Below are 22,745 nucleotides of genomic sequence, written 5' to 3'. Positions count from 1 at the left end.
ACGCTTGTGGCCCTCCCCGGTCGTCGGGGAGCAGGCAGGATCAGCCGACGATCAGCTCGGTCCACTTCTGGTTCAACCAATCCGACTTGGTCTGGTAGAGATCGTAGCGCGGAACGATCGGCTCAATGTCGGACGAAACGGCTGCGAATTCCTTATCGGTGAGGTCGGTAACCTCGCGCTTCACGGTCGGCGACGTTCCGACCTTGCGCGACAGAGTCGCCTGGATCGAGGGCTGGCACATATAGTCGATGAAGATATGGGCCTCTTCCGACTTTTGGGAAGCGCGCGACAGCGCCCAGCAACCGGAATCCTGGATGCCGCCTTCCTTCGGGAAGGTCGAACGCACCGGATGGCCGTCGGCGGCTGCAAGACCGGTCACGTCGTGATAGTACTGGCCCATCGGGATTTCGCCCGACTTCAGCGACTGCTCGAACTGAGCCTCGTCGCGGTACCACAGGCGAACGTTCGGCTTGACTTCGGCAAGCTTCTCGAACGCCTTCAGCAGACCCTCTTCCGTGTCGAGCGCATTGGTGCCGCCCATGAAGGTTTTGGCCGTCACTTCGAGCAGGAACGAATTCGAGACGAGCGCCAGAAGACCGAGCTTATCGGCGTTCGCCGGATCCCAGAAGGCGGTCCAGGAGGTCGGCGCTTCCTTGTAGACGTCGGTGTTGGTCACAAGCGTGATGTACCAGGAGACGGCACCGATGCCGGCGATGCGTCCGTCAGGATATTTGTTGACGAAGCGATCGAGCAGGTTCGAGGCGTTCTTGATCTTTGCGGTATCGATCGGCGTCCAGAGATCGGTCGACTGGCCTTTCAGCATCGCCACCTGCGACATCATCGAAACGTCGGCGGGTGCCTGGCCAGCGCGGGCGGCCTGTTCGAGCTGGACGAGCCAGGCTTCACCTGTTGGTTCGGCGATCGATTCGATCGCGATGCCCGTCGCCTTGGTGAATTCCGGGAAGATGTTCTTGTCGAACGAATCCTTGAAGTAGCCGCCGTAGACGCCGACCTTCAGCGACTTGTCCTGCGCGCGCAGGATCGACGGCATCGCCAGCATGGAGGCGCCGGCGAGACCGGCGCCGAGCAGCGTCCGGCGCTTGATGGGAGTGGTGATCATTCTCGTTCTCCTTTGTTTCGGCGTTGCCCGCCTCGTTCCCTGTTGTATTTGATTCCTTACATGTTTTCAGTCCGCAGCGCGATCAGCATGCGCCCCAAAATCCGTGGCCTATTGCGCCGGCGCCCTCCGCTCGAGCATGCGCGCATATTGCGTCAGCGGATAACACAGCACGAAGAAGATCACAGCGACCAGCCCATAGACCGTGAAAGGTTCGAAGGTTGCATTATTGATCGCATTGGCAGTTCTGAGAAGCTCTTCGAAGCCGATGATCGAGGTCAGCGCCGTGCTCTTGATCAGCTGCACGAGGAAGCCGACGGCCGCCGGCCGGGTGATGGCGAAGGCCTGGGGCAGGATGACGAGGCGCAGCTCTTGAATGCGGTGAAGCCCGAGGCTTGCGCCGGCATCCCATTGGCCGCGCGGCAGTGCTTCCACCCCGCCGCGCCAGATCTCGGCGAGATAGGCGCTGGCGTAAAAGGTGAGCCCGAGCGCGGCTGCCGTCCAGGGCTCGATGCGGAAGCCGAGCATCGGCAGGCCGAAGAACATCAGGAACAGCTGCATCAGGAGCGGCGTGCCCTGGAAGAGCGCGATGTAGCCGGAGCCGAAGCGGCGCAGCCGCGGGCGCTCGGAGATGCGGGCCGAAAGGATGGTGAGCCCGACCGCGGCACCGCCGGCGAAGGCAACTGCAGACAGAAGCACCGTCCAGCGGGTAGCGAAGATCAGGTTGCGCAGGATATCCCAGAGGGTGAATTCGATCATGACACGCCCGCTCCAAGCACACGTCTGCCACCGGCGACGAAGAGCCGCCGGACGGCCATTGACAGGCCGAGATAGATCAGCGTGACGACGAAATAGGTCTCGAACGAGCGGAAGGTCCGCGCCTGCAAGAGGTCCGCCTCATGCGCCAGTTCGCGCACCGCGATCTGCGAGACGACGGCCGATTCCAGCATCATGATGATCACCTGGCTGGTGAGCGCGGGAAAGATCACCTTCAGCGCCTGCGGCAGGATGATCTTGACGAAAACCTGCCGGGATTTAAGCCCGAGCGCAAACGCCGCTTCGCTCTGCCCCTTCGGCACGGCATCAAGCCCGGCGCCGACGATCTCGGTCGTATAGGCCGCCATGTTGAGCGTCATTGCGACGATCGCCGCGACGATCGGGTCGAGCCGGATGCCCAGGCTCGGCAGGCCGAAGTAGATGAAGAACAGCTGCACCAGAAACGGCGTGTTCCTGACAACCTCGACATAGACGGCCACCGCCTTGCGCAGCATCGTGTAACGGCTGCGGCGGGCGGCGGCAAAAAGAATGCTGATCAGAATGCCCAGCACCGTGGTGCAGGCGATCAGGAACACGGTCATGGCCGCGCCATGGGCGATTGCGCCCGCGGCGTCCTTTAGCCAACCGAAGCTGAGGCCGTAGCCCATCGTCGCCACCTTCTCCTCAAGGGCACAGCGGGGAGCGTTGCTCCCCGCGTCGACCAAGTTCGGTTAGTCCTTGAGGTTCTCGGGGTTGAGCGGCGTCTTCAGCCAGGCTTCGGAGCTTGCGTTCAGCTTGCCGTCGGCGAGCATCTTGGCGACCACGTCGTCGACCGCCTTCTTCAGACCCTCTTCGTTCTTGTTGAGGCCGATATGGGAGGGCGAGGTCAGGAGCTGGAACTTCTGCTCCGGCTTCAGCGCTTCCTGGCGGGCCAGCACCTGGGCGCCGACGTCATTGCCGACGACCATCAGCTGGGTCTGGCCGGAGATGAAGGCCTGGATCACCGCATTGTAGTTGTCGAAGCGCTGGATGTCGGCATTGGCCGGGGCCGCCTCGGTGAGCGAGGTGTCTTCCAGCGTGCCGCGGTTGACGGCGATGGTCTTCTCCGCGAGGTCTTCCTTGCCGGCGACCTTCAGTTCGGCCGGGCCGATGACGGCGATGTAGTAAGGCGCGTAAGCCGCGGCGAAGTCGATGACCTCGGCGCGTTCCTTGGAGAAGCCGACGCTCATCAGGATGTCGACGCGCTTGTCGTTGAGATAGGGAATGCGGTTCTGGCCGGTGACGCTGACGAGGTTGAGCTTGACGCCGAGATCGTCGGCAATCTGCTGGGCCACGTCGACGTCATAACCCTTGATGCTCATGTCGGCGCTGGCCGAGGAGAACGGCGGGAAGTCGGAGAAGATGCCGACATTGATCTGGCCGGCGGACTTGATGTCGGCGAGTGCATCGGCCTTGGCGATGCCGGCGGCGGCCCCCAGCATCAGGGCAGCGGCAAACGCAGTCTTCAGTTTCGAATGGATCGTCATTGGAATTCCCCTACCCGGAAGCTTTGTGATTGTGGTGTCTGATGGTCGGCCGCCGTTTCCGGTCCGGCAGCCGACAAACTTTGTCTCGCCGTCAGGCGGACTTGCCTGATATCGCCGGGCTGAAGACCATGAGGCTCAGGATCTCGAAGAGCACCTGGGCGCCGGCGTGGGCCGTGTTCGTGGTCGAATCGTATTGCGGCGCCACTTCGACGACATCGCCACCGACGAGGTTGATACCCTTGAGGCCGCGGATCAGTTCCAGCACTTCGCGGGTCGTGAGGCCACCCACTTCCGGCGTGCCGGTGCCCGGCGCGAAGGACGGATCGAGGCTGTCGATGTCGAAGGAGAGATAGGTCGGGCCGTCGCCGACGATCTTCTTCGCCTTCTCGATGATCGCGGGAATGCCGAGGCCCGTGACTTCTTCCGCATGGATGACGGTCATGCCGGACTCGTAGGAGAACTCCCAGAGATATTCGGCCGAGCCGCGAATGCCGATCTGCACCACGCGGGTGGGGTCGAGCACGCCGTCGAGCACGGCGTTTCGGAACGGACCGCCATGGTGGAACTTGGTGAGATCGTAGGCGCCGCCGGTGTCGCAATGGGCGTCGATGTGGATCATGCCGACCGGGCGCTTCTTGCCAACCGCCTTCAGGATCGGATGGGTGATCGAGTGGTCGCCGCCAACCGAGAGCGGAAGCACGCCGGCGTCGACGACCTGGTTGATGCGCCTCTCGATATCCTCATGGCTAAGCTCCAGCCGGTAGCGGCTCTGGAACGGCACGTCGCCGATATCGGCGACACGCAGCTCCTGCACCGGCGTGCAGCCGAGCACGTGGTTGTAAGGACCGATGCGCTCGATCGAACGCAGCGCCCGCGGTCCGAAGCGCGAGCCGGGGCGGTTGGTGACGCCGAGGTCCATGGGAATGCCGACGATCGCCACCTGCAGATTACCGAAATCCGGATTTTCCGCATCAACCGGCATGTGCGGCGCGGTCAGGAAGGTCGGGATGCCGGAATAGGGCGCAAGCCGCGTGCCGCTCTTGTTGAAGATCTTGTCGGCAACCTTGCGGAAGGTCGGATCGAACAGTTCGCCGCCATGGCTCTCGCCGTATTTCGCCTTCAGTTCGGCAAGCTTGTTGTCGTTCCAGGCCATCGGTTCAGTCCTCCGTCATCCATAGCCCGGGGCATGCGCTGAGAAGCGCCACAGATATCTGTCTGCGGATGGGGCCGGTTCGTCCGGCGCGATCATGTTCCCCAGGCGCTTTCGCCTTTGTTGACGAATATTAGGCGGCAATTCCCCTAGAAAATCAATTGACATTGTTATAGCGTTTCGTGTGAGAAAAATTCACATGACAGCAACCGCCGGAACCTCGATTTGTCCAGCCGCCTGCCACCCTTGAACCCCTTGCGCGCCTTCGAAGCGACGGCGCGTCGGGGCTCCGTTTCCGCCGCAGCACGCGAACTCAACGTTACGCATGGGGCCATCAGCCACCAGATCCGGGCGCTCGAACTCTCGGTCAAGGCGGCCCTGTTCGAACGCGGCGGCAAGCGGCTGAAACTGACGCCGCAGGGCGCGCTGCTGCTTCCGGCCGTCACCCATGCCTTTGCCGAAATCGCCGCGGCAACGGCAGCCATGACGCGGCCAACGACAAGCGGCGAACTGCGGATCACCTGCGTACCGGCGCTGCTCTCCTTCTGGCTGATCCCGCGGTTGCATCTCTTCACCGAACAGTATCCGGACGTACGCCTGACGCTGATCGCCTCCAACGACGAGGCCTATCTGCATTCGCCCGACGTCGACGTCTGCCTGATCTATGGCGACGGCAATTGGTCGGGCGCCTGGGCGAAGCTCTGGAGCCGACTGGAACTCTTTCCGGTCGTGAGCCCGACGCTCGTCAACATGCGGCCGCTGCGTTCGGTGCGGGACCTGCGCGACCACGTGATGCTGCATGGCGACGACGGCCGCGAGTGGAACACCTGGCTGGCGGCAGCAGATGCCAGCGACCTGCAGCGCGGGCGGCAGCATTTCATGAGCGACGCGCGGCTCTCGACCGAAGCCGCGCTGCACAACCAGGGTGTGGCCCTTGGCGACACCATTACCGCCGGCAGCCTGATCGCGCGCGGCGAGCTGATCGCCCCCTTCGACCTGACCGTGCCTGCCAACGACGCCTTCTTCGTCGCCTGCCGCAACGAGGTGCTGGCGGCACCCATCGTGCGCATTTTCATCGACTGGATGTTCGCGACGCTCGAAAGCGACCCGATGCCGGAACTGCAGACTTCGGCGCGCACGATTATTCGCAGTCGGGCCTCGAAATTGGAGGCAACAGATCGTAAATCGGGCAAGGACAGCTTTCAGCCGGTCTCGGCGCCGAGCCGCGCCCGCCGCCCCGATCGTCCGCAGAAACGTAAAGCCAAGGCCTAAAGCGGGATGAGGAAAAGTGTATACGGTTTTCCGCCCGCATCCCGCTTGAAACTATCTAACGCAGGAACACCCGCCATGCCGCATTTCAACCCGCTCGTCGAAAAGCTCTCGCCGCCGCCCGTCCCTTCGGTGCTGGCGTGGGCAAAGTCCTACGACGGCTCCCCTGGCCCGCTGATCGACCTGTCGCAGGCCGTGCCCGGCTATCCCGCGCATCCGGATATGCTCGCCTGGCTCGGCGAGGCCGCCGCCTCCACCGCCTATACCGGCTATGGCGCAATCGAGGGTGAAGCGGTGCTGCGCGACGCCTATGCGGCTCACGTCGCCGAACTCTATCGCGCGACGGTCACGGCCGACAACATCCACATCACTTCGGGCTGCAACCAGGCCTTCATCTGCACGGCGATGGCGATTGCCGGTGCCGGCGATACGATCCTGATGACCAACCCCTATTACTTCAACCAGGAAACGACGCTGTCGATGCTTGGCATCAATGTCGAGCTGGTGCCCTGCGATGCCGGCGCCGGCTTCCTGCCAGAGGTCGACGCGATTGCGGCCGCCCTTCGCCCCGGCATCCGGGCGCTGGCGCTCGTTTCGCCCAACAACCCGACCGGTGCCGTCTATCCGCCGGAGCTGCTTTCCCGCATCCACGAAGCCTGCCGCGCCAACGGCGCCTGGCTGATCCTCGACGAGACCTATCGCGACTTCCTGCCCGACGCTTCCGTCGCCCCGCACGGCCTTCTGGCAACCGAAGGCTGGCAGGAGAGCTTCATCGGCCTCTACAGCTTCTCAAAATCCTTCTGCATTCCCGGCCACCGCCTCGGCGCCATCACCGCCGGCCCTGCTGTCATCAAGCAGGTGACCAAGATCATGGACAACCTGCAGATCTGCGCGCCGCGTTCCGCTCAAGCCGCCGTCGCCAGGGCCATTCCGGCGCTTGCCGACTGGCGTCAGGCCAACCGCGCCGAAATCGCCGCGCGCGCCGATGCGCTGCGCGACGTGATGAGCCGGCTGCCGAAGTGGAAGCTGCAAGCGGTCGGCGCCTATTTCGCCTATGTCCGCCACCCCTTCCCCGATATCGACTCGCAGTTCATCGCCGAGAAACTGGCAAAGCTCGCCGGCGTCGTCTGCCTGCCGGGCGACTATTTCGGCGAGGGCCAGGAGAACTACCTGCGCTTTGCCTTCGCCAATGCGGATGCCGAGACGATCCGCAAGCTCGAAGAGCGGCTGGCGAATTTTACGCCGCCGGGTCTTTAAGACTTTGAAATGACGCAATTCCGGACGGAAAACCGCTTCACACTTTTCCTGGAATTGCTCTGAGGAAAGCGCGCGGCGTTATCCGCGCCGCGCGATCAGGATGCCGACAAGAACGATCGCCCCGCCGATCGCCTGCATCAGGCCAACAGGCTCGGCCAACAGGATCCAGGCGAGGATCGCCGCGACCACCGGCTGCAGCAGCAGGGTCAGCGAGGAAAACGCGGGCGGCAGATAGGCGAGCGCATAGGTGATCGCCACCTGCCCGCCGGCATGGCTGACGAAGGCAAGCCCGAACAGCATCGCCCAGCCGAAGGCGGTCGCCGGCAGCAGGGTCTGCTCGAAGAGCGCCACCATCGGCAGCATGCAGATCGCCGCCGAAGCGGTGCTCCAGATCATGATGCGCACGGTGCTGAAGAGGGTGCGCAGCCGACCGATTGCCAGGATATAGCCGGCATAGAACATCGCGGCGACGACGGCGATGCCATCGCCGACGAGATTGCCCTCTCCGAGCGCCATCGGGCCGCCCTTGAGTGTCACCACACCGGTCACTGCCGTCACGAGACCGATGACGAAGATGGCGCTGATCCGTGCCCGGAACAAAAGCCAGCCCGCGAGCGTCACAAAGACAGGCGCGAGGTTGGCAAGCAGCGTGGCATTTGCGACCGACGTCTTGGTCAGCGCATAGTGCCAGGCGGCGAGATCAATCGCCAGGAACACACCGGGCAGGACAAGGAGCGCATATTCCGAGAGCTTTTGCGGCCGCCGGTCGTTGGCACCCTCGCCGCGAAACCACGACCAGGCGAGCAGCGGGATCAGCGCCAGCGCCACGCGCCAGAAGGCGGTCGCCATCGGCCCCACCTCCGACAGCCGCACGAAAATCGGCGAACCGCCAATCGCAGCGCCACCGATGAGAAGCGCAGCCATGGCAACGCGATGATGGGCTTGGGAATGAGATGCGTGGGTCACGGGAGGTGTCCGGGGAGCATTGGTCTGAGGCGGGAGGCCCGAGTGCTTCGCAGCTATCAGATGCGCGCGACCGGTGACAGTCCCTTGTACTCCGGAAGCAGAAAGAAAAACGGCCGTCGCCGGGTGCGACAGCCGTTTCAATGTTCAGGACTGCGCTCCGCTGATCAGGCAGCGTCCGGAACGTGCACGGTCTTCACTTCGAGGAAGTCTTCCAGGCCGAAGATGCCGCCCTCGCGGCCATTGCCCGACTGCTTGTAGCCGCCGAACGGGCTGCCATAGCGGTGTGGTCCGCCGTTGATGTGCACCATGCCGGCGCGAAGACGCGACGCGACGCGCTCGGCGCGCTTCGGGTCGCCGGTCTGGACATAGGCGGCAAGGCCGTAGTTGGTGTCGTTGGCAACCGCGATCGCTTCCTCTTCGGTGTCGAAGGGAATGATCGCAAGCACCGGACCGAAGACCTCCTCGCGGGCGATGCGCATGTCGTTGTTGACGTCGGCAAAGATCGTCGGCTTGACGAAGTAGCCGGTCTCGAAACCCTCGGGCTTGCCGGCACCGCCGACGAGAAGACGTGCGCCTTCGGCAATGCCCGCCTCAATCAGCGCCTGCACCCGGCCGAACTGGACGTGGCTGACGAGCGGGCCGATGTGGCCGCCTTCCTGGGTCGGGTCACCGACCTTCGCCTCGCGGCCAACACGCTTGGCGATCTCGACCACCTGGTCATAGACGCTGCGCTCCACCAGCATGCGGGTCGGCGCGTCGCAGGACTGGCCGGAATTGTTGAAGCATTCGAGCACGCTGCCAGTGACGCGATCTTCGAGATCGGCATCGGCAAAGACGATGTTCGGCGATTTGCCGCCGAGCTCCAGCGTCACGCGCTTGACGGTCTCGGCCGCATCCTTGCTGACGGCGATGCCGGCACGCGTCGAACCGGTGAACGACATCATGTCGATGTCGTGGTGCTTGGAAAGGGCGGCACCCGCATTGATGCCGTCGCCGTTGACGAGGTTGAAGACACCAGCCGGGAAGCCCGCCTCATGGATCATCTCGGCATAGAGCATGGCGTTGAGCGGCGTGAACTCGCTCGGTTTCAGCACGCAGGTCGAACCGGTCGCGAGCGCCGGCACTACCTTCAGCGCGATCTGGTTGATCGGCCAGTTCCAGGGCGTGATCAGGCCGCAGACGCCGATCGGCTCGCGCAGGATCAAGTCGCCGTTCGGCAGCCTGTCGCGGCTCTTCAGCCGCTTCAGCGCGTCGATGAAGCCCTGGAGATGGCCGACGCCAACATCGGCCTGCTGCTCGCGGGTCATGGTCTTCGGCGCGCCGAGTTCCATGGTGATGGTGTCGACCATCTCCTCGTAGCGGCGCTTGTAGACGGCGAGCAGCTTTTCCAGCAGTGCCAGGCGTTCTTCGACGCTGGTCTGGCTATAGGTGACGAAGGCCTTCTTGGCGGCGGCCACGGCCCGATCGATATCCTCGGCCGTGCCCATCGAGATGACGGCAACCGGCTTTTCGGTCGCCGGGTTCAGCACTTCGAGGTCGTTGGCGACGATGGGATCCACCCAGGCGCCGTTGATGTAGAACTTGCGTTTGTCGAGCATTCGCTCCTCCTTCCCGTCAGTTTGTCTCTTGTTTTTCCGCGAGCCAATTGCGGATCAGCGTGCGGTAACGCTCACCCGAAAAGCTCGGAAAATGTCCGCCGTGAACGATACGCACGGGTATCGTCAGCAGCCGTTCCATCGACGCCAGGTAGTCGTCGGCATTGGAATGATAGGTGTCTTCGATCAGCGGCCCGTCATAGAGGATGTCGCCGGAGAACATGATGCCGGTTTTCGTTTCAAAGAGCGCGATGCCGCCGGGCGAATGGCCCGGCGTGTGGATCACCTCGAAAACCCGGTCGCCGAGATCGATGTGGTCGCCGTCTTCGAGCAGCCGCGTCGCCGGCGCCGCCTTCACCGCATAGGTGGTGGACGCATAGGGCTCGGGCGGCAACGCGTCGAAGATCTCGTCAGCGACGTAAGGGTCGGCGAGCGTGTTCTTGCGCGTCGGATGCGCCAGCAGCTCCGCTTCGGCCGAATGCACGCAGCGGCACTCGAACTCGTGATGGCAGCCGATATGGTCGAAATGGGTGTGGCTGGCGACAGCATCCAAAGCACGCTCGGTAACAAGCGGCACCCATTGCCGGAGCGACACCACGCCCATGCCGCTATCGACCAGCATGTCGCGGTCGCGGCCGCGCACATGCCAGATATTGCAGCGATAGAACTCCTGGATATAGGGCTCGTCGATGGCGGTGACGTCGTCGTCGAGCCGCCTCACCCGATACCAGTCCTTGGGAGCAATTCTCTGCATGATGCTACGCATGTCCGCCTGTCGCGGGCAAGGCTACGACGTCGCTGGCACGCACCGCAAGTGGCACGATCTCGCCCTCGCGCACGCTTGCCGATTGCGGCAGATGTGCCACCAACGCCCTCGTATCCGTGGCGCAGGGCTCGAGATGGCAGCGATAGTGCGTGCCGAAGAAGGCACTGCCGACGACCCGCGCCTCGCCGAGCGCTACCGTCGGCCCCTCCGCTTTGTCGTCGGAGCGGAAATGTTCCGGCCGAATGGTGAGCGTGATGCGGTCGCCCGCCTTCGGCGCCGACGCCGTGAAGTTACCGGTCGGGAGCGCCAGGCTGCCGAGCGGGGTTTCCACCCGGGCGGAACTTGCATCCGCCGCTGCGACCCGACCGGAAACGAAATTGACCTCGCCCATGAAGCCCGCCGAAAACAGCGAGCGCGGCCGCATGTAGATCTCGGACGGCGGGCCGAAATCCTCGATCCGTCCCTGGTTCATCACCACGATGCGGTCGGCGATTGCCATCGCCTCCTCCTGGTCGTGGGTGACATGCACGAAGGTGGTGCCGACCCGCTTCTGGATCGCCTTCAACTCGTCCTGCATCTGGCGCCGGAGCTTCAGGTCGAGCGCGCCGAGCGGTTCGTCGAGAAGCAACACATCCGGATCGACGGCGAGCGCACGGGCAAGCGCCACGCGCTGGCGCTGGCCACCGGAAAGCTCATGCGGCCGCTTGCCGGCCGAGGCCTTCAGCCCGACCAGATCAAGGAAACCCAGTGCCTTTTCATCGCGCTCGGCCTTGGCAAGGCCGCGCATCCTGAGCCCAAAGCCGACATTGTCGACGAGGCGCATATGCGGAAACAGCGCGTAGTCCTGAAACATCGTCGTCGTCGGGCGCTTGGCCGGCGCCACATAGGTCATGTCCTGCCCTGCAATCGTCACCCGGCCGGCGCTTGGCGACTGGAAGCCGCCAAGGATCGAGAGCAGCGTGGTCTTGCCGCAGCCCGACGGCCCGAGCAGCACGATGAACTCGCCAGCGCGGATATCGAGGGAGACGTTGTCCAATGCCGTAAAGGCACCGAAGATCTTGCTGACGTTTTCGATCGTGACGGATGCGGTCATTGTTTTTTCGTCCTTCCGAACAGGGAAAGCTCAAGGATGAGAAGCACGGCCACCGAGGCGAGAAACACCAGCGAGCCGATGGCATTCGTCTTGGGGTTGAGGCCGGAGCGCAGCATGCTCCAGATCTCCACCGGCAGCGTCACGTCGAAGCGCGACAGCAGGAAGGCGATGATGAACTCGTCCCAGCTGAAGGTAACCGAGAGGAAGAAGGCGGCAAGGATCGACGGCATCAGCATCGGCGCCGTCACCAGCGCCATCAGCTTGAAATCGTTGGCACCGAGATCGCGCGCCGCCCGCTCAATGTTGATGTGATGGTCGCCCATCGAGGCATAGATGATAGCAAAGCAGAGCGGCAGGTTGATCACAACATGGCCGATGCCGACCGTCATCAGCGACAGCGGGACATGCAGTGCATTCATCAGCGACAAGAGGCCAAGCGCAATGATCAGGTAGCTGACCGTCATCGGCGCGATCAACAGCCCCCTCTGCAGCGCCGAGCCCGGCAGCTTGTAGCGCGCCAATGCATAGGCCGCGAGAAAACCGAGCAGCACGGAGATGACCGAGGAGACGAGCGCCACGACCATCGAGTTGCCGAGTGCGGCCATCAGCTTGCGGTCGGCGAAAACCGCCCCGTACCATTGCAGCGAGAAGCCGTTGAACGGCGGCACCGGCAGGCGCCCGTCCTGGAAGGAGAAGAGGACCAGCACGGCGACCGGCAGGAAGATGAAGGCGTAGACGAGGACGAGATAGGTCCAGGAGAGCACGTTTGCGGAAATCTGACGCAGCATCGTCAGGCCCTCTCAATCTTCAGCCAGCGGGCGCAGGCCAGATAGGCGATGGTGACGGCGAGCATCAAGACGATCGACAGCGCCGCCGCCATCGGGAAATCCGCCCTCCGTCCGAGCTGCAACATGATGATCTGCGGCAGCACCAGTTCGTTGTTGCCGCCGAGGATCTGCGGCGTGACGTAATCGCCGATGCAGAGAACGAAAGTGAGGAAGGCGCCTGTCATGATGCCTGGCAACGTCAGCGGCAGCACCACGTGCCAGAAGGTCTGGAAGGCGTTGGCGCCGAGGTCGGCCGCCGCGCGGCGGTAGTTGGGCGACAGCTGAATCAGGTTGGAGTAGATCGTCAGCGTCAGAAGCATGACGAAGAAATGCACGAAACCGATCACCGTTGCGGTGCGGGTGCTCGCCAGCTCCAGCGGCTCGGAGATCAGGCCGATGTTCATGAACAGCTGGTTGATCACGCCGTTCTTCGACAGCACCAGCAGCCAGGAATAGGAACGCACGACGTAAGACGTCCAGAACGGCAGGATGGCCAGGATCAGCGCCATCCGCTGCAGCCGCTTCGGCACGCGCTCGGCGATGATCCAGGCGAGCGGATAGGCAAGCAGCACCGAAATCACCGTGACGATGACGGTGATTTCGAGCGAATTGACCAGCCCCTGGAACAGTGCGTTTTCGGAGAAGAAGCGCACATAGTTGTCGAAATTCCAGACACGGACGAGATCGCGCCCTTCCCGCTTCCAGAGGCTCATCGCCGCCATTAGGGCGAAGGGCACGACGAAGAAAGCGACGGTCCAAAGCAACGCCGGAGCAACGAAGCCCCAGGCCTTGCGGCGGTCCGCGTCTTCGAGCGCTGTCGCTGATGTCAAGGTTCCGGCGTCTGCCATGGCTATCCAGGGGCTCAAGGGTTGCGGGCATGGATTGCCCTCGCGCGCCGCCAAGGCGGCACGCCAGGTGATCAGGCGAGCACGATGCGGATCGCGCCCGCCTTTATCGTTACTGCTGCAGCATCTCCGTCCAGGCGTCCTGGAACTGCTGATCCAGTTCGGTCGACGGGATCGGATAGAGCTGGGTCTTCTTCAGGTATTCGGCCTGTTGGTCGAAGCGCAGCGCCGCCTTCTGCTGATCGTTCAGGTGCTCGCCCGCCTTGGCATTGGCCGGCATCGCCCAGTAGCAGGAGGACGTCGCAAGCCGCGCCTGGCCCTCGGGGCTCAGGATGTACTGGACGAATTTCAGCGCCAGATCCTGCTTGGTCGAATCCTTCATGACGCCGATCGATTGCGCCCAGCGCACGGCACCCTGCTCGGGAATGGTCCAGTCGAGGCTCGGCTTGTCGGCGGAGAGAACCGCGGTGATCCACTCGCCGCCGCCGACGAGAATGTCGACTTCGCCGGTCGCCAGAGCCGTCTGCGAGGAGACGACGTCGCTCACCTGCTTGGAGGCCGCACGCATGGCCGCGAGTTTTTCCTTGATCGCCGGCATGTCCGCCTCGGAAAGCTCGGAGGTCTTCTTGCCGAGCCCGAGCCCGACGAGACCGATCATCGGCAGGTAGTAGTCGTAGAGCGCGATGCGGCCCTTGTATTTGTCCGACCAGATGACCGACAGGTCCTGCATGTCCTTCGGATCGACCTTGGTCTTGTCGTAGGAGATCGTGTTGTAGCCGAACTTTTCGGTGACGGCGTAGGTCTTGCCGTCCTTGGTGTTGTTCGCCTCCATCCGCACTTCGGGGAAGATGTCGGCGGTCGGCAGCGCACTATCAGGCATTTCGGCCAAGAGATCGAGATCGATGGCGCGGTGCACGTCGACGCCGTCGATGACGAGCACGTCCCAGTCGCCCGGCTGCGATTGATCGAGGATCGAGAGCCCTGCCCCGGTGCCCTCATAGACCTTGACGTTGACCTTGACGTCGTTGGCCTTCTCGAACGGCTCCAGAAGCGCCGGGTCGGTATGGTCGCACCAGACGAGCGCATTGAGCTCTTCCTGGGCAAGGACCGGCGCGGGCGCTGCGACCGTCGATAGCGCCGCGATCGCGATTGTCGCAGTGGAGGAGAAAAAACGGCGCAGGCGCGCACCGTCACGAACTGACTGCATCATGCTGTTGCCCTCTTGTTTTGACGCTCGTTCCGGCGCCTTCAAAAAAAGATTGAATGAATTCATTTTTTAAGTCAATCTCAATTTTGAACCAATTCATAATTCGGGGAAACATCAGATGACGGGACTGCGCGCACGGCAAAAGGCCGATCGGAACCGGCGTATTCTCGACGCCGCCGCCGCGCTCTTTCGCGAGGTCGGCTATGACAGCGCGCGCATCGAAGACATTGCCGAGCGCGCCGAGATCTCGGTCGGGACCTTCTACAACTACTATGAAAACAAGGGCGACATCCTGCTTGCCACAGTGTCGATGGAAGTAGAGGAAGTGCTCGCCGCCGGCCGGACGATCGTCGACAATCCCCCCGCCTCCGTCATGGGCGCGTTAGATGCGCTGATCGGCGAGTATTACGACCACTCGCTCTACTATCTCAGCAAGGAGATGTGGCGCACCGCCATGGCGATCGCCATCCAGCAGCCGGAGAGCCCGTTCAGCAAACGCTACACCGAACTCGACCGCCGGCTCTGTGATCAGATCTCGACCCTGATCCTCAAGCTGAAGGCCAAGGGCGTCGTCGCACTCGACATCGACGCCGAGGCCGTCGGCGAAATGTTCTTCAACAATCTCAACATGATGTTCACCGAGTTCGCCAAGCGCGAGCCAATGACGCTCGATGATCTGAAGGCCCGCGTTTCGCGCCAGAACCGTCCGCTCGCGACATTGATCTCGGCGCGCTGATCATCAGGAAAAATGCCCGGCGTGACGCTCGCTTCGGCAAAATCAAAAGGAAACACGATGCAGGATCTCGAACTGTCGGTGCTTGCGGCGGCAGACCGGCTGGTTGCCGCTTTCGCTCAGCACGACCGCACGTCTTACTTTTCGGCCTTCGCGCCCGATGCCACCTTCATCTTCCACACGCTCGACCGGCCCCTTCTGAGCCGCGCGGCCTACGAGGCGGAATGGTCGCTGTGGGAGGAACGGGATGGTTTTCGCGTGCGCGCCTGCCGGTCAAGCGAACGGCATGTGCAGGCGGTGGGCGATGTCGCGGTTTTCACCCACCGGGTCGAGACCGAACTGGAGCTCAACGGCGAGCCGACGACCGCAGACGAACGGGAAACGATCGTTTTCCGGCGGGCATCGTCAGGGGAATGGATGGCGGTGCACGAGCACCTGTCGCGTCATAGTTGACAGCGAGAGAAGCTTAGAGGACGCCAACGACGATAGCGCTAACGAAGGAGAATGCCGCAACGATGGCGATCGCGTGCGGGACCAGATGAACAGGGGACCGGCGCTGGGGTGCAGTTGCATAAAGCGCGTATCGGGACTGGACCATCGGCCTCGAAGCGTTCATCGCGTCTCTCCGTCGCTCACTACAGCGCCGCGCGTCTTTTCAGACGCGCAATGGTCGCTGTAGCACTTTGAATTGCTGCATGTTTTTGTCCTTTAATCGGACCGATTAAAGGAAACATGCAGTAGCGGACCATTGCCCGCCTTCTCTCTTGTTCTCCTATATTCTCGATTGAGTTTATAGATATTATTTTCCTGAAATGGCGCTGACCGTAAAAAATCGGTTCAGGCTTGCAAACGGCGGTCAATGCCGATTGCGGTCGCGTTCCTGCAAATGCTTCGACCAGGTTTCGCTGAACCAGGGGGTCAGCAGCGAGACGTCGGAGCCGCGATGCGAACGTGTGAGCGCGCTGTCCGTCTCGACACAGGTCCAGACGGTGAAGCCCGTCAGTTCGTGTTTGCCGAAGGTCTGGATCAGCGGAATGTCGGCCGCGTCACGGCCACGGGCAACTGCGATCCGCCCTGCCCGCCGCTGGTTGGTCTTGGCGTCGAAGGTGTGCCAACGGTCGCCGAGGAAGACCTCGAACCAGGCGTTGAAATCCATCGGCGCCGGATCATCGCTCTTCGGGATATCGGCCATGTAGCCGTTCACATAGCGCGCCGGCATGTTCATGCAGCGACAGAAGGTGATCGCCAGATGGGCGTAGTCGCGGCTGACCCCGACACGATCCTCATGCGCCTCGAGCGCGGTGCGCATCGTCTGCGCATAGCCGTAACTGAAGACCAGACGTTCGTGCACATAATCGCAAATCGCCTGGACCCGCGGCCAGCCGGGAATCGTATCACCAAACAGCCGCCAGGCGAGTGCGCCGAGCCGGTCGGTCTCACAATAGCGGCTCGCCGCGAGATACGGCAGCCAGGCCGCCGGCAGATTCTCGACCGGCACCGCATCGGCCAGCGGATCAGAGGCGTCGAGCCGGCCATCAGCTTCGATCACCGCATCATAGGAGAGCTTGAAGTCACCTTCGGGCACGGTCATCCGGAAGCAGGTGTTGCCGTGCGGATCGGTAATCTCTTCCATCTTCACGATCGGCAAAGAGACCGGCCCGTGCTCGCGGCGAAGGGCTGGGCGCAGCTCCGACACAGGCGAGAGATAGGTCATCATCGGAGTTGGCTGCGGACAGCGAATGCCGATTTCATAGCCAAAGCGCACGAACATCTCGGGGCCTCCCAGGACATCGATCAGGAGCCACCAGCCCCTAGCTTGTTCGCCCGCAGAAACCCGCGGGCGCTCCTTGGTATCCGTCGGCACACAACGGGCTCGCCCTATGGCGGCAACCGGATGCCAGAGATGCAACAGGCCCGCTCGAACGGGCGAGCTGATGCCACAATGGACTAATACTAGCGCATCAGCAGACGCGGCGGAATTGCGCTCAGCGGGAAATCGACCAAACAGAATGCCGGCGAGAAGTGCCCCCTTTGACGTAGGGGCGCCTCAAAACAGCAGGTCGCCCGACCCTATAGACCGACCGCATCCTTGAACTGGTACCACCAGGAGCCGATCGTCGAATATTGGGCGCGGAACATGCGCCCGCCGGGGAAAGGATACCAGGGCAGCTTCTCGAAGACGTCGTAGCGCGTCGTATCGCCATCGATCGCTTCGGCAAGCGTGCGGCCGAAGAGGTGCGAGCCGGTAACGCCGTGGCCGCTGTAGCCGTGAGCGAAATAGGTGTTGGAGCCGATCCGCCCCATCTGCGGCACACGGGTGAAGGAGAGCGCGAAGTTGCCGCTCCAGGCATAATCGATCTTCACGCCCTTGAGCTCAGGGAACACCTTTTCGAGATTGGGCTTCAGCTTGGCGACGACATCGGCCGGATCGGTGCCGCCATAGACGGTGCCGCCGCCGAAGATCATCCGCTTGTCGGCAGAGAGCCGGAAATAGTCGAGGATATAGCGCACGTCCTCGACGCACATGTCGCTCGGGATCAGCGAATGGGCGAGCTCCTCGCCGAGCGGCGCCGTTGTGATCATCTGCGTCGAGACCGGCATGACCCGCGAGACGAGCTTGGGCACCGCGTCGCCGAGATAGGCATTGCCGCAGAGCACGACGATGCGCGCCGAAACTTCGCCGCCTTCGGTATAGACGGTCGGCCGCGCCGCCTCATGGTCGACGCGCGTCACCGGCGACTGTTCGTAGATCGTGCCGCCGATGCTTTCGAGGGCGCGCGCCTCGCCGAGCACGAGATTGAGCGGATGCATGTGCCCGCCTGTCGCGTCGAGCATGCCGCCGCAATAGGCATCCGACTTGACGAGCTTCATGAGCGCGTCACGGTCGAGAAGCTGGTGGTCATCCATGCCGTATTTGCGCCAGAGCGCCTGCTTGGCTTCGAGTTCCTTCATATGCGCCGGCGTGTAGGCGGCGTAAATGTTGCCCGGCTTCAGGTCGCACTCGATCTGATACTGGCTGACGAGACGGCGGATGATCTTGCCGCCCTCCTGCACCAGCCCGCCGATGAAGCGCGCGGCATCCTCGCCATAGCGGCGCTGGATCGTTGCGAGACTGGCATTGAGACCGTTGACGACCTGGCCACCATTGCGTCCCGAAGCGCCCCAGCCGACCTGCGCACCCTCGATGACCACGACCTTGTAGCCTTTTTCGGCAAGGTGGATCGCCGTCGACAGGCCGGAGTATCCGGCACCGACGACGCAGACGTCGGTCTCGACCCGGCCCTGAAGCCGGACCGGCGTGCGGATGATGTTGCGGGAGGCGGCGTAGTAGCTGGTCGGATAGCTGCCGTCACCGGCATAGGATTTCTGTTTCGTGAGCATCAGACGATTTCCAGATAGGCGCTGAATTCGTAGTCCGTGACCTGCTCGGCAAAGCCTGCGATCTCCTGGCGCTTGCAGGCGATCAGCATCGAGCGCAGCACGGGGTCGAAGATTTCGGCGGCAATCGGTCCTGCCTCGAAGCTATCGACCGCCTGCCCCCATTCCGAGGGAATTTTGGGCAATTTCTCCGCTGCATAGGCGCGACCCGAAACCGGCGCCGGTGGCTTCCACTTGTTGCGGATACCGACGAGTGCGGCACCGAGGATCGCGGCGATGACGAGATAGGGGTTGGCATCCGCGCCGGCGACGCGATGTTCGATGCGGCGCGCATTGGGATTGCCGCCGGGAATACGGATTGCCGAGGTGCGGTTCTCATAGCCCCAGCAGACGGCTGTCGGCGCATGGGTGTCGGGCCTCAGCCGCCGGTAGGAATTGAAATGCGGCGCAAACAGCAGCGTCGTCTCGGCCATGCCGCGCAAGAGACCGGCAACGGCATTCTTCAGGATCGGCGAGCCTTCGTCGCTGCCGTCGTTGAAGACATTGTTGCCCTCCTCGTCGAGCAGGCTGAAATGGATATGCAGACCATTGCCCGAGCGCGTTCCATAGGGCTTGGCCATGAAGGTTGCTGCAAGCCCATGCTTGCGCGCCACACCCTTGACGATGCGCTTGAAGAAGATGGCGTCGTCGGCCGCCTTCAGCGGGTCGTCGGTGTGCAGCAGGTTGATCTCGAACTGGCCGATGCCGTTTTCGGCGATCGCCGCATCCGCCGGCACGTTCTGCCGGGCACATTCCTTGTAGACGTCGGAGAAGAACTCGCCGAAATCGTCGAGCTCGTCGATCGACAGGATCGCGTCGGAATCGAGCCGCTTGCCGGTATAGGGCGAGATCGGCGGCACCGCGCTGTCGGGCTCCGGATCGATCAGGTAGAATTCCAGCTCGGTGGCGACGACGGGCCGAAGGCCAAGCTCCTGATATTCCCGCACGACCGCCGCCAGGGCCTGGCGCGGATCGGCCAGAAACGGCTTGCCGTCTTCGAGCTGCAGCCACAGCGGCACCAATGCGCTCGGCCGCGAGGTCCAGTTGACCGGCAGCGCGCCGCGCCCGGTGACGCCGCAGATGCCATCACGGTCGCCGCTCGCAAACACGTGCTCGCTGTTGATGATGTCCTCACCCCATACATCGACGCCGACGATCGAGAGCGGCATGCGGATGCCGCCGCCGAGCACTTTGGCCGCCTGCTCCACCGGCACGCGTTTGCCGCGCATGATGCCGTTGAGGTCACAGACCACCGCCTGGATGCTTTCGATCGGCCCGTTCTGCTCGAGCCATGCCTTGAATGCGCTGGGATCTTCCGCGTCGAGCGACATATCGCAAATCTCTTTTTGTGATCACATTTTCTGAAAGTTGACATAATTCAGGAATTGGAGTCAAGCATGAACGATGCTATCAGGCGTTTGAGGTAGAGCGGGGTGCGGAAAAGTGTATGCGGGTTCCGCCCGCATTCCGCTCGCAAGTATGAGTAACGATTGCGATGACTTCGGATCGAACCAAGCCAAGGCCATCGCTAGCTGGCCAGAAGGAAAGGCGCACTTGAGACCCCTAGTTTTGCCGCCACTTGCAAGGCCCGACGGCATGACCACGCACGATTACGCCTTCAATCGGCTGCGCCAGGCGATCATGGTCGGCGCCTTCCGCCCCGGCACCTCCGTCACCATTCGCGGCCTTGCCGAAGCGCTCGAAAGCAGCCCGACGCCAGTGCGCGAGGCGCTGCGCCAGCTCACCTCCATCGGCGCGCTGCAATTCCTTGAGAACCGCCGCATCGTCGTGCCGCACATCACACCCGCTCGCTTCGAGGAGTTGATCTCACTGCGCATCGCACTCGAAAGCCACGCCGCACGCCGGGCTGTCGCCCATCTTTCCGAGCGCCAGATCCAACAGATCGCAGCGGTTGATGACAGCATCGAGACGGAAATCCGTGGGGGAGACAAGGTGGCGGCGCTGATCGCCAACCAGGCGTTCCATCGCATGATCTACACCGCCAATCCCGATCCGGTCGCCATGCCGCTGATCGAGAGCGTCTGGCTGCAGCTCGGCCCCATCCTCGGCATCGCCATGGAACATGTGACCGAACTCTATGTCGTGGACCGGCATCGCGAGGCGATCGAGGCGCTGAGGCGACGCGACGAAGAGGCCGTTGCCGACGCGATCGCCGCCGACATCAGAGAAGGCATCGGCGGCTTCGACCAACAGGCCGTCGCACGCCTCCTTCGATTGGCCGCCTGAGCCAACGACAACCACGGGCTTCATAAATTTTAGTGTGACTAAAATTCCGTATTGACAACGCTCAGGCTCGGCACCAAAGTCGAGCAAATACAGATGCATAGCAACGGGAAGCAGCCAGCCTTCCCGGCCTATGTTCGTGCATTCGAGGGGGAGGAGTCCGCTTGAAGAGCCAAAGAGCTACACTCCGGGGCAGCACCTGCACCGGCCCCAGGCATTCCCCGTAAACGCCACATCGCGCCGAACCGCCGCGCCCCAATTCCGTCCGCCGATGAGCGCCACAGTCGCGTGAACGGCGAGCGCATCTCATGTCCTCAAGCCAGAACTGGAATCCCCATGAAGGAACTCACCAAGAGCCGTTTTGCAGCGCTCCGCCGCAAGATGGCCGAAAGCAAAGTCGGCCTCGTCGCGCTGGCGCCCGGATCACACATGGACTGGCTGATCGGCTATCACCCGCATCCGGACGAGCGCCCCTGCCTGCTCCTGATCGGCCCGGAAAAGGAAGCCTTCCTGATGCCGGCGCTCAACGCCGAAGGCACGCGCGAGCACACCGACATCGCCTTCCACAACTGGGCTGATGACGTTGGCCCGGCCGACGCCCTGACGGCAGCCCTTGCCGATGTCGGCGCCGAAAAGCCCGGTCGCGTCGTTCTGGACGAAACCATGCGCGCCGATTTCGCATTGCTTTTGATCGATGCACTGCCCGAGGATACCGCCCGCGAATTCACCCCGGCAACGCTCGGTGCCTTGCGCATGCGCAAGGACAAGGGCGAATACGCGCTGCTGAAAATGAACGCCGGCATAGCCGACCGCGCCATGCAGACGGCGTTTTCCAAGATTCGGCCGGGCATGACCGAAAAGGAACTGGCCGCCGAAATCCGCACACACTTCGCCTCGGAGGATGCCGCACCCGCCTTCTGGATCGTCGGGGCCGGCGGCAACGGCGCCTTCCCGCATCATTCGGCGAGCGAACGGGTGATCGAGGAAGGTGATGCCGTCGTCATCGATATCGGCGGCCGCAAGCAGCGCTTCCCGAGCGATATCACCCGCATGGCGATCGTCGGGCGAGCGCCCGAGGGCTACGGCCAGATCCACACGATCGTCGAGCGGGCCGTCCAGGCCGCGCTCAAGGCAGCTCGTCCGGGCGTGCTCGCCAAGGATGTGGACGATGCGGCCCGCAAGGTGATTGCGGATGCCGGCTATGGCGAATACTTCGTCCACCGCACCGGCCACGGCATGGGCATCGACGGCCATGAGCCGCCCTACATCACCGCGACCTCCGAAACCGTGCTGGAAGAAGGCATGGTTTTCTCGATCGAGCCCGGCATCTATTTGCCCGGCCGCTTCGGCATCCGGCTCGAAGATATCGTCATCCTGCGCGAGGACGGGCCGGAGGTTCTCTCTTCGCTCCCCCGCGACGTTCACGTCGCCAAGGTCTGACAAAATAGCGGCGCCTTCGGGCGCCGCGCGCCGACATTTCCGTCATCCCTGTGCTTGTCACAGGGATCCAGACAGCCCCAGTCCTTGGGCTGAAAACTCTTTTGACCCGACAGACGTCGGGTCGCTGGATCCCCGCCACAAGGGCGAGGATGACGGAAAATTGGATGTCCGTCTCGCCAGAAAGCCATCTCCAGGCCTTGTTACCTGTCTGGCGGCGCCCTCGGACGCCGCCTCTTCTTGCGCTATCGCCCGCCTAGTAGCTCAACCGTTTGCGCGGCTTCGGCGTCTCGCCGCCCGCGCCCTTCTTGCCCGGACGCGGCTTATAGACGGGTTGCTGTTCGGCCGGCGGCCAGATCCAGTAGTGACCATAGGGCTTGCGCTGGACCCCTTCGTAATACTCGCCCTTTCTGGTGCGCATCTGCGCTTCCGCGTCGCCCGCGATTGCCATCACGGCAAGGAACGCGGCGGCGACGGCAACCCAATATCTCGATTTCAACATCTTCAAGCTCCTTGCCTTCTGTCTACGCCTGAAGCGCG

General features: G+C 62.9%; 22 protein-coding genes. 6 read left to right on the top strand and 16 right to left on the bottom strand.

What is annotated here, in order from left to right; translation table 11 throughout:
• Positions 1–40 precede the first annotated feature (40 nt).
• The 5 genes from BBX50_RS00235 to speB form a co-directional block, all read right to left on the bottom strand.
• The gene (locus BBX50_RS00235) at positions 41–1,120 is read right to left on the bottom strand and encodes an ABC transporter substrate-binding protein (protein ID WP_065773317.1); all 1,080 of its coding nucleotides are present in this window, start codon (positions 1,118–1,120) and stop codon (positions 41–43) included.
• A gap of 108 nt (positions 1,121–1,228) precedes the next feature.
• A complete protein-coding gene (locus BBX50_RS00230; protein WP_065773316.1) occupies positions 1,229–1,876 on the bottom strand; it encodes an amino acid ABC transporter permease in 648 nt (215 codons plus the stop codon).
• On the bottom strand, positions 1,873–2,541 hold the full coding sequence (locus tag BBX50_RS00225) for an amino acid ABC transporter permease (protein WP_065773315.1): 669 nt from the start codon (positions 2,539–2,541) through the stop codon (positions 1,873–1,875). Before BBX50_RS00225 ends, BBX50_RS00230 begins: the two co-directional genes overlap by 4 nt.
• Before the next feature lie 63 nt (positions 2,542–2,604).
• The gene (locus BBX50_RS00220) at positions 2,605–3,399 is read right to left on the bottom strand and encodes a transporter substrate-binding domain-containing protein (protein WP_065773314.1); all 795 of its coding nucleotides are present in this window, start codon (positions 3,397–3,399) and stop codon (positions 2,605–2,607) included.
• Between the two features lie 91 nt (positions 3,400–3,490).
• A complete protein-coding gene (gene speB, locus BBX50_RS00215) occupies positions 3,491–4,552 on the bottom strand; it encodes an agmatinase (protein WP_065773313.1) in 1,062 nt (353 codons plus the stop codon).
• A 222-nt stretch (positions 4,553–4,774) separates the two neighbouring features.
• Here speB and BBX50_RS00210 point away from each other — a divergent pair, with 222 nt between their 5' ends.
• Together BBX50_RS00210 and BBX50_RS00205 are read left to right on the top strand one after the other, a co-directional pair.
• Positions 4,775–5,821: a LysR substrate-binding domain-containing protein gene (locus BBX50_RS00210; RefSeq protein WP_065773312.1), complete on the top strand. Its 1,047-nt coding sequence runs from the start codon at positions 4,775–4,777 to the stop codon at positions 5,819–5,821.
• Positions 5,822–5,896: 75 nt separating this feature from the next.
• A complete protein-coding gene (locus tag BBX50_RS00205) occupies positions 5,897–7,075 on the top strand; it encodes an aminotransferase (RefSeq protein WP_065773311.1) in 1,179 nt (392 codons plus the stop codon).
• Between the two features lie 78 nt (positions 7,076–7,153).
• On the opposite strand, the gene BBX50_RS00200 is transcribed toward BBX50_RS00205, so the two are convergent.
• The 7 genes from BBX50_RS00200 to BBX50_RS00170 form a co-directional block, all read right to left on the bottom strand.
• On the bottom strand, positions 7,154–7,999 hold the full coding sequence (locus tag BBX50_RS00200; RefSeq protein WP_065773310.1) for a DMT family transporter: 846 nt from the start codon (positions 7,997–7,999) through the stop codon (positions 7,154–7,156).
• A 206-nt stretch (positions 8,000–8,205) separates the two neighbouring features.
• A complete protein-coding gene (locus BBX50_RS00195) occupies positions 8,206–9,639 on the bottom strand; it encodes an aldehyde dehydrogenase family protein (RefSeq protein ID WP_065773309.1) in 1,434 nt (477 codons plus the stop codon).
• Positions 9,640–9,655: 16 nt separating this feature from the next.
• Positions 9,656–10,390 (bottom strand): MBL fold metallo-hydrolase, encoded by a 735-nt coding sequence (locus BBX50_RS00190; RefSeq protein ID WP_065773449.1) that lies wholly within the window; start codon positions 10,388–10,390, stop codon positions 9,656–9,658.
• 4 nt (positions 10,391–10,394) lie between these two features.
• Positions 10,395–11,495 carry an ABC transporter ATP-binding protein gene (locus tag BBX50_RS00185; protein WP_065773308.1) on the bottom strand — a complete coding sequence of 367 codons (1,101 nt, stop codon included), beginning with the start codon at positions 11,493–11,495 and terminating at the stop codon, positions 10,395–10,397.
• Positions 11,492–12,283 (bottom strand): ABC transporter permease, encoded by a 792-nt coding sequence (locus BBX50_RS00180; RefSeq protein ID WP_065773307.1) that lies wholly within the window; start codon positions 12,281–12,283, stop codon positions 11,492–11,494. Before BBX50_RS00180 ends, BBX50_RS00185 begins: the two co-directional genes overlap by 4 nt.
• Positions 12,284–12,285: 2 nt before the next feature.
• On the bottom strand, positions 12,286–13,170 hold the full coding sequence (locus tag BBX50_RS00175; RefSeq protein ID WP_065773306.1) for an ABC transporter permease: 885 nt from the start codon (positions 13,168–13,170) through the stop codon (positions 12,286–12,288).
• A gap of 109 nt (positions 13,171–13,279) precedes the next feature.
• Positions 13,280–14,377, bottom strand: a complete 1,098-nt coding sequence (locus BBX50_RS00170; protein ID WP_139108425.1) for an extracellular solute-binding protein — start codon at positions 14,375–14,377, stop codon at positions 13,280–13,282.
• A 115-nt stretch (positions 14,378–14,492) separates the two neighbouring features.
• On the opposite strand from BBX50_RS00170, the gene BBX50_RS00165 reads away from it, so the two are divergent.
• A complete protein-coding gene (locus tag BBX50_RS00165; protein WP_065773305.1) occupies positions 14,493–15,110 on the top strand; it encodes a TetR/AcrR family transcriptional regulator in 618 nt (205 codons plus the stop codon).
• Positions 15,111–15,167: 57 nt separating this feature from the next.
• On the top strand, positions 15,168–15,560 hold the full coding sequence (locus tag BBX50_RS00160) for a nuclear transport factor 2 family protein (RefSeq protein WP_065773447.1): 393 nt from the start codon (positions 15,168–15,170) through the stop codon (positions 15,558–15,560).
• A gap of 403 nt (positions 15,561–15,963) precedes the next feature.
• Here the strand turns inward: BBX50_RS00160 and BBX50_RS00155 are convergent, their stop codons facing one another.
• From BBX50_RS00155 to BBX50_RS00145, 3 genes are all read right to left on the bottom strand, one after another.
• A complete protein-coding gene (locus BBX50_RS00155) occupies positions 15,964–16,878 on the bottom strand; it encodes a transglutaminase family protein (protein WP_065773304.1) in 915 nt (304 codons plus the stop codon).
• 299 nt (positions 16,879–17,177) lie between these two features.
• The gene (locus BBX50_RS00150; RefSeq protein WP_065773303.1) at positions 17,178–18,491 is read right to left on the bottom strand and encodes an FAD-binding oxidoreductase; all 1,314 of its coding nucleotides are present in this window, start codon (positions 18,489–18,491) and stop codon (positions 17,178–17,180) included.
• A complete protein-coding gene (locus BBX50_RS00145; protein ID WP_065773302.1) occupies positions 18,488–19,855 on the bottom strand; it encodes a glutamine synthetase family protein in 1,368 nt (455 codons plus the stop codon). Before BBX50_RS00145 ends, BBX50_RS00150 begins: the two co-directional genes overlap by 4 nt.
• A gap of 223 nt (positions 19,856–20,078) precedes the next feature.
• On the opposite strand from BBX50_RS00145, the gene BBX50_RS00140 reads away from it, so the two are divergent.
• Positions 20,079–20,771, top strand: a complete 693-nt coding sequence (locus tag BBX50_RS00140; RefSeq protein WP_065773301.1) for a GntR family transcriptional regulator — start codon at positions 20,079–20,081, stop codon at positions 20,769–20,771.
• A gap of 333 nt (positions 20,772–21,104) precedes the next feature.
• Positions 21,105–22,208 carry an aminopeptidase P family protein gene (locus BBX50_RS00135; protein WP_083213738.1) on the top strand — a complete coding sequence of 368 codons (1,104 nt, stop codon included), beginning with the start codon at positions 21,105–21,107 and terminating at the stop codon, positions 22,206–22,208.
• 253 nt (positions 22,209–22,461) lie between these two features.
• Here BBX50_RS00135 and BBX50_RS00130 read toward each other — a convergent pair whose 3' ends face one another.
• Positions 22,462–22,707 (bottom strand): hypothetical protein, encoded by a 246-nt coding sequence (locus tag BBX50_RS00130; protein WP_065773300.1) that lies wholly within the window; start codon positions 22,705–22,707, stop codon positions 22,462–22,464.
• Between the last annotated feature and the right edge of the window lie 38 nt (positions 22,708–22,745).

Source organism: Ensifer sp. LC11, assembly GCF_001695835.1.
Lineage (GTDB): Bacteria > Pseudomonadota > Alphaproteobacteria > Rhizobiales > Rhizobiaceae > Ensifer.
Note: the sequence above shows the minus strand (reverse complement) of the source record. Positions and strands in the feature narration are given on the sequence as shown.

Bases quoted from the DNA above. Each gene is read 5' to 3' on its own strand.
- BBX50_RS00180 (WP_065773307.1), bottom strand. From the start codon at position 12,283: ATGCTGCGTCAGATTTCCGCAAACGTGCTCTCCTGGACCTATCTCGTC.
- BBX50_RS00190 (WP_065773449.1), bottom strand. From the start codon at position 10,390: ATGCAGAGAATTGCTCCCAAGGACTGGTATCGGGTGAGGCGGCTCGAC.
- BBX50_RS00235 (WP_065773317.1), bottom strand. From the start codon at position 1,120: ATGATCACCACTCCCATCAAGCGCCGGACGCTGCTCGGCGCCGGTCTC.
- BBX50_RS00165 (WP_065773305.1), top strand. From the start codon at position 14,493: ATGACGGGACTGCGCGCACGGCAAAAGGCCGATCGGAACCGGCGTATT.
- BBX50_RS00175 (WP_065773306.1), bottom strand. From the start codon at position 13,170: ATGGCAGACGCCGGAACCTTGACATCAGCGACAGCGCTCGAAGACGCG.
- BBX50_RS00230 (WP_065773316.1), bottom strand. From the start codon at position 1,876: ATGATCGAATTCACCCTCTGGGATATCCTGCGCAACCTGATCTTCGCT.
- BBX50_RS00185 (WP_065773308.1), bottom strand. From the start codon at position 11,495: ATGACCGCATCCGTCACGATCGAAAACGTCAGCAAGATCTTCGGTGCC.
- BBX50_RS00220 (WP_065773314.1), bottom strand. From the start codon at position 3,399: ATGACGATCCATTCGAAACTGAAGACTGCGTTTGCCGCTGCCCTGATG.
- BBX50_RS00205 (WP_065773311.1), top strand. From the start codon at position 5,897: ATGCCGCATTTCAACCCGCTCGTCGAAAAGCTCTCGCCGCCGCCCGTC.
- BBX50_RS00160 (WP_065773447.1), top strand. From the start codon at position 15,168: ATGCAGGATCTCGAACTGTCGGTGCTTGCGGCGGCAGACCGGCTGGTT.
- speB (WP_065773313.1), bottom strand. From the start codon at position 4,552: ATGGCCTGGAACGACAACAAGCTTGCCGAACTGAAGGCGAAATACGGC.
- BBX50_RS00130 (WP_065773300.1), bottom strand. From the start codon at position 22,707: ATGTTGAAATCGAGATATTGGGTTGCCGTCGCCGCCGCGTTCCTTGCC.
- BBX50_RS00155 (WP_065773304.1), bottom strand. From the start codon at position 16,878: ATGTTCGTGCGCTTTGGCTATGAAATCGGCATTCGCTGTCCGCAGCCA.
- BBX50_RS00145 (WP_065773302.1), bottom strand. From the start codon at position 19,855: ATGTCGCTCGACGCGGAAGATCCCAGCGCATTCAAGGCATGGCTCGAG.
- BBX50_RS00195 (WP_065773309.1), bottom strand. From the start codon at position 9,639: ATGCTCGACAAACGCAAGTTCTACATCAACGGCGCCTGGGTGGATCCC.
- BBX50_RS00200 (WP_065773310.1), bottom strand. From the start codon at position 7,999: ATGGCTGCGCTTCTCATCGGTGGCGCTGCGATTGGCGGTTCGCCGATT.
- BBX50_RS00225 (WP_065773315.1), bottom strand. From the start codon at position 2,541: ATGGGCTACGGCCTCAGCTTCGGTTGGCTAAAGGACGCCGCGGGCGCA.
- BBX50_RS00135 (WP_083213738.1), top strand. From the start codon at position 21,105: ATGAAGGAACTCACCAAGAGCCGTTTTGCAGCGCTCCGCCGCAAGATG.
- BBX50_RS00170 (WP_139108425.1), bottom strand. From the start codon at position 14,377: ATGATGCAGTCAGTTCGTGACGGTGCGCGCCTGCGCCGTTTTTTCTCC.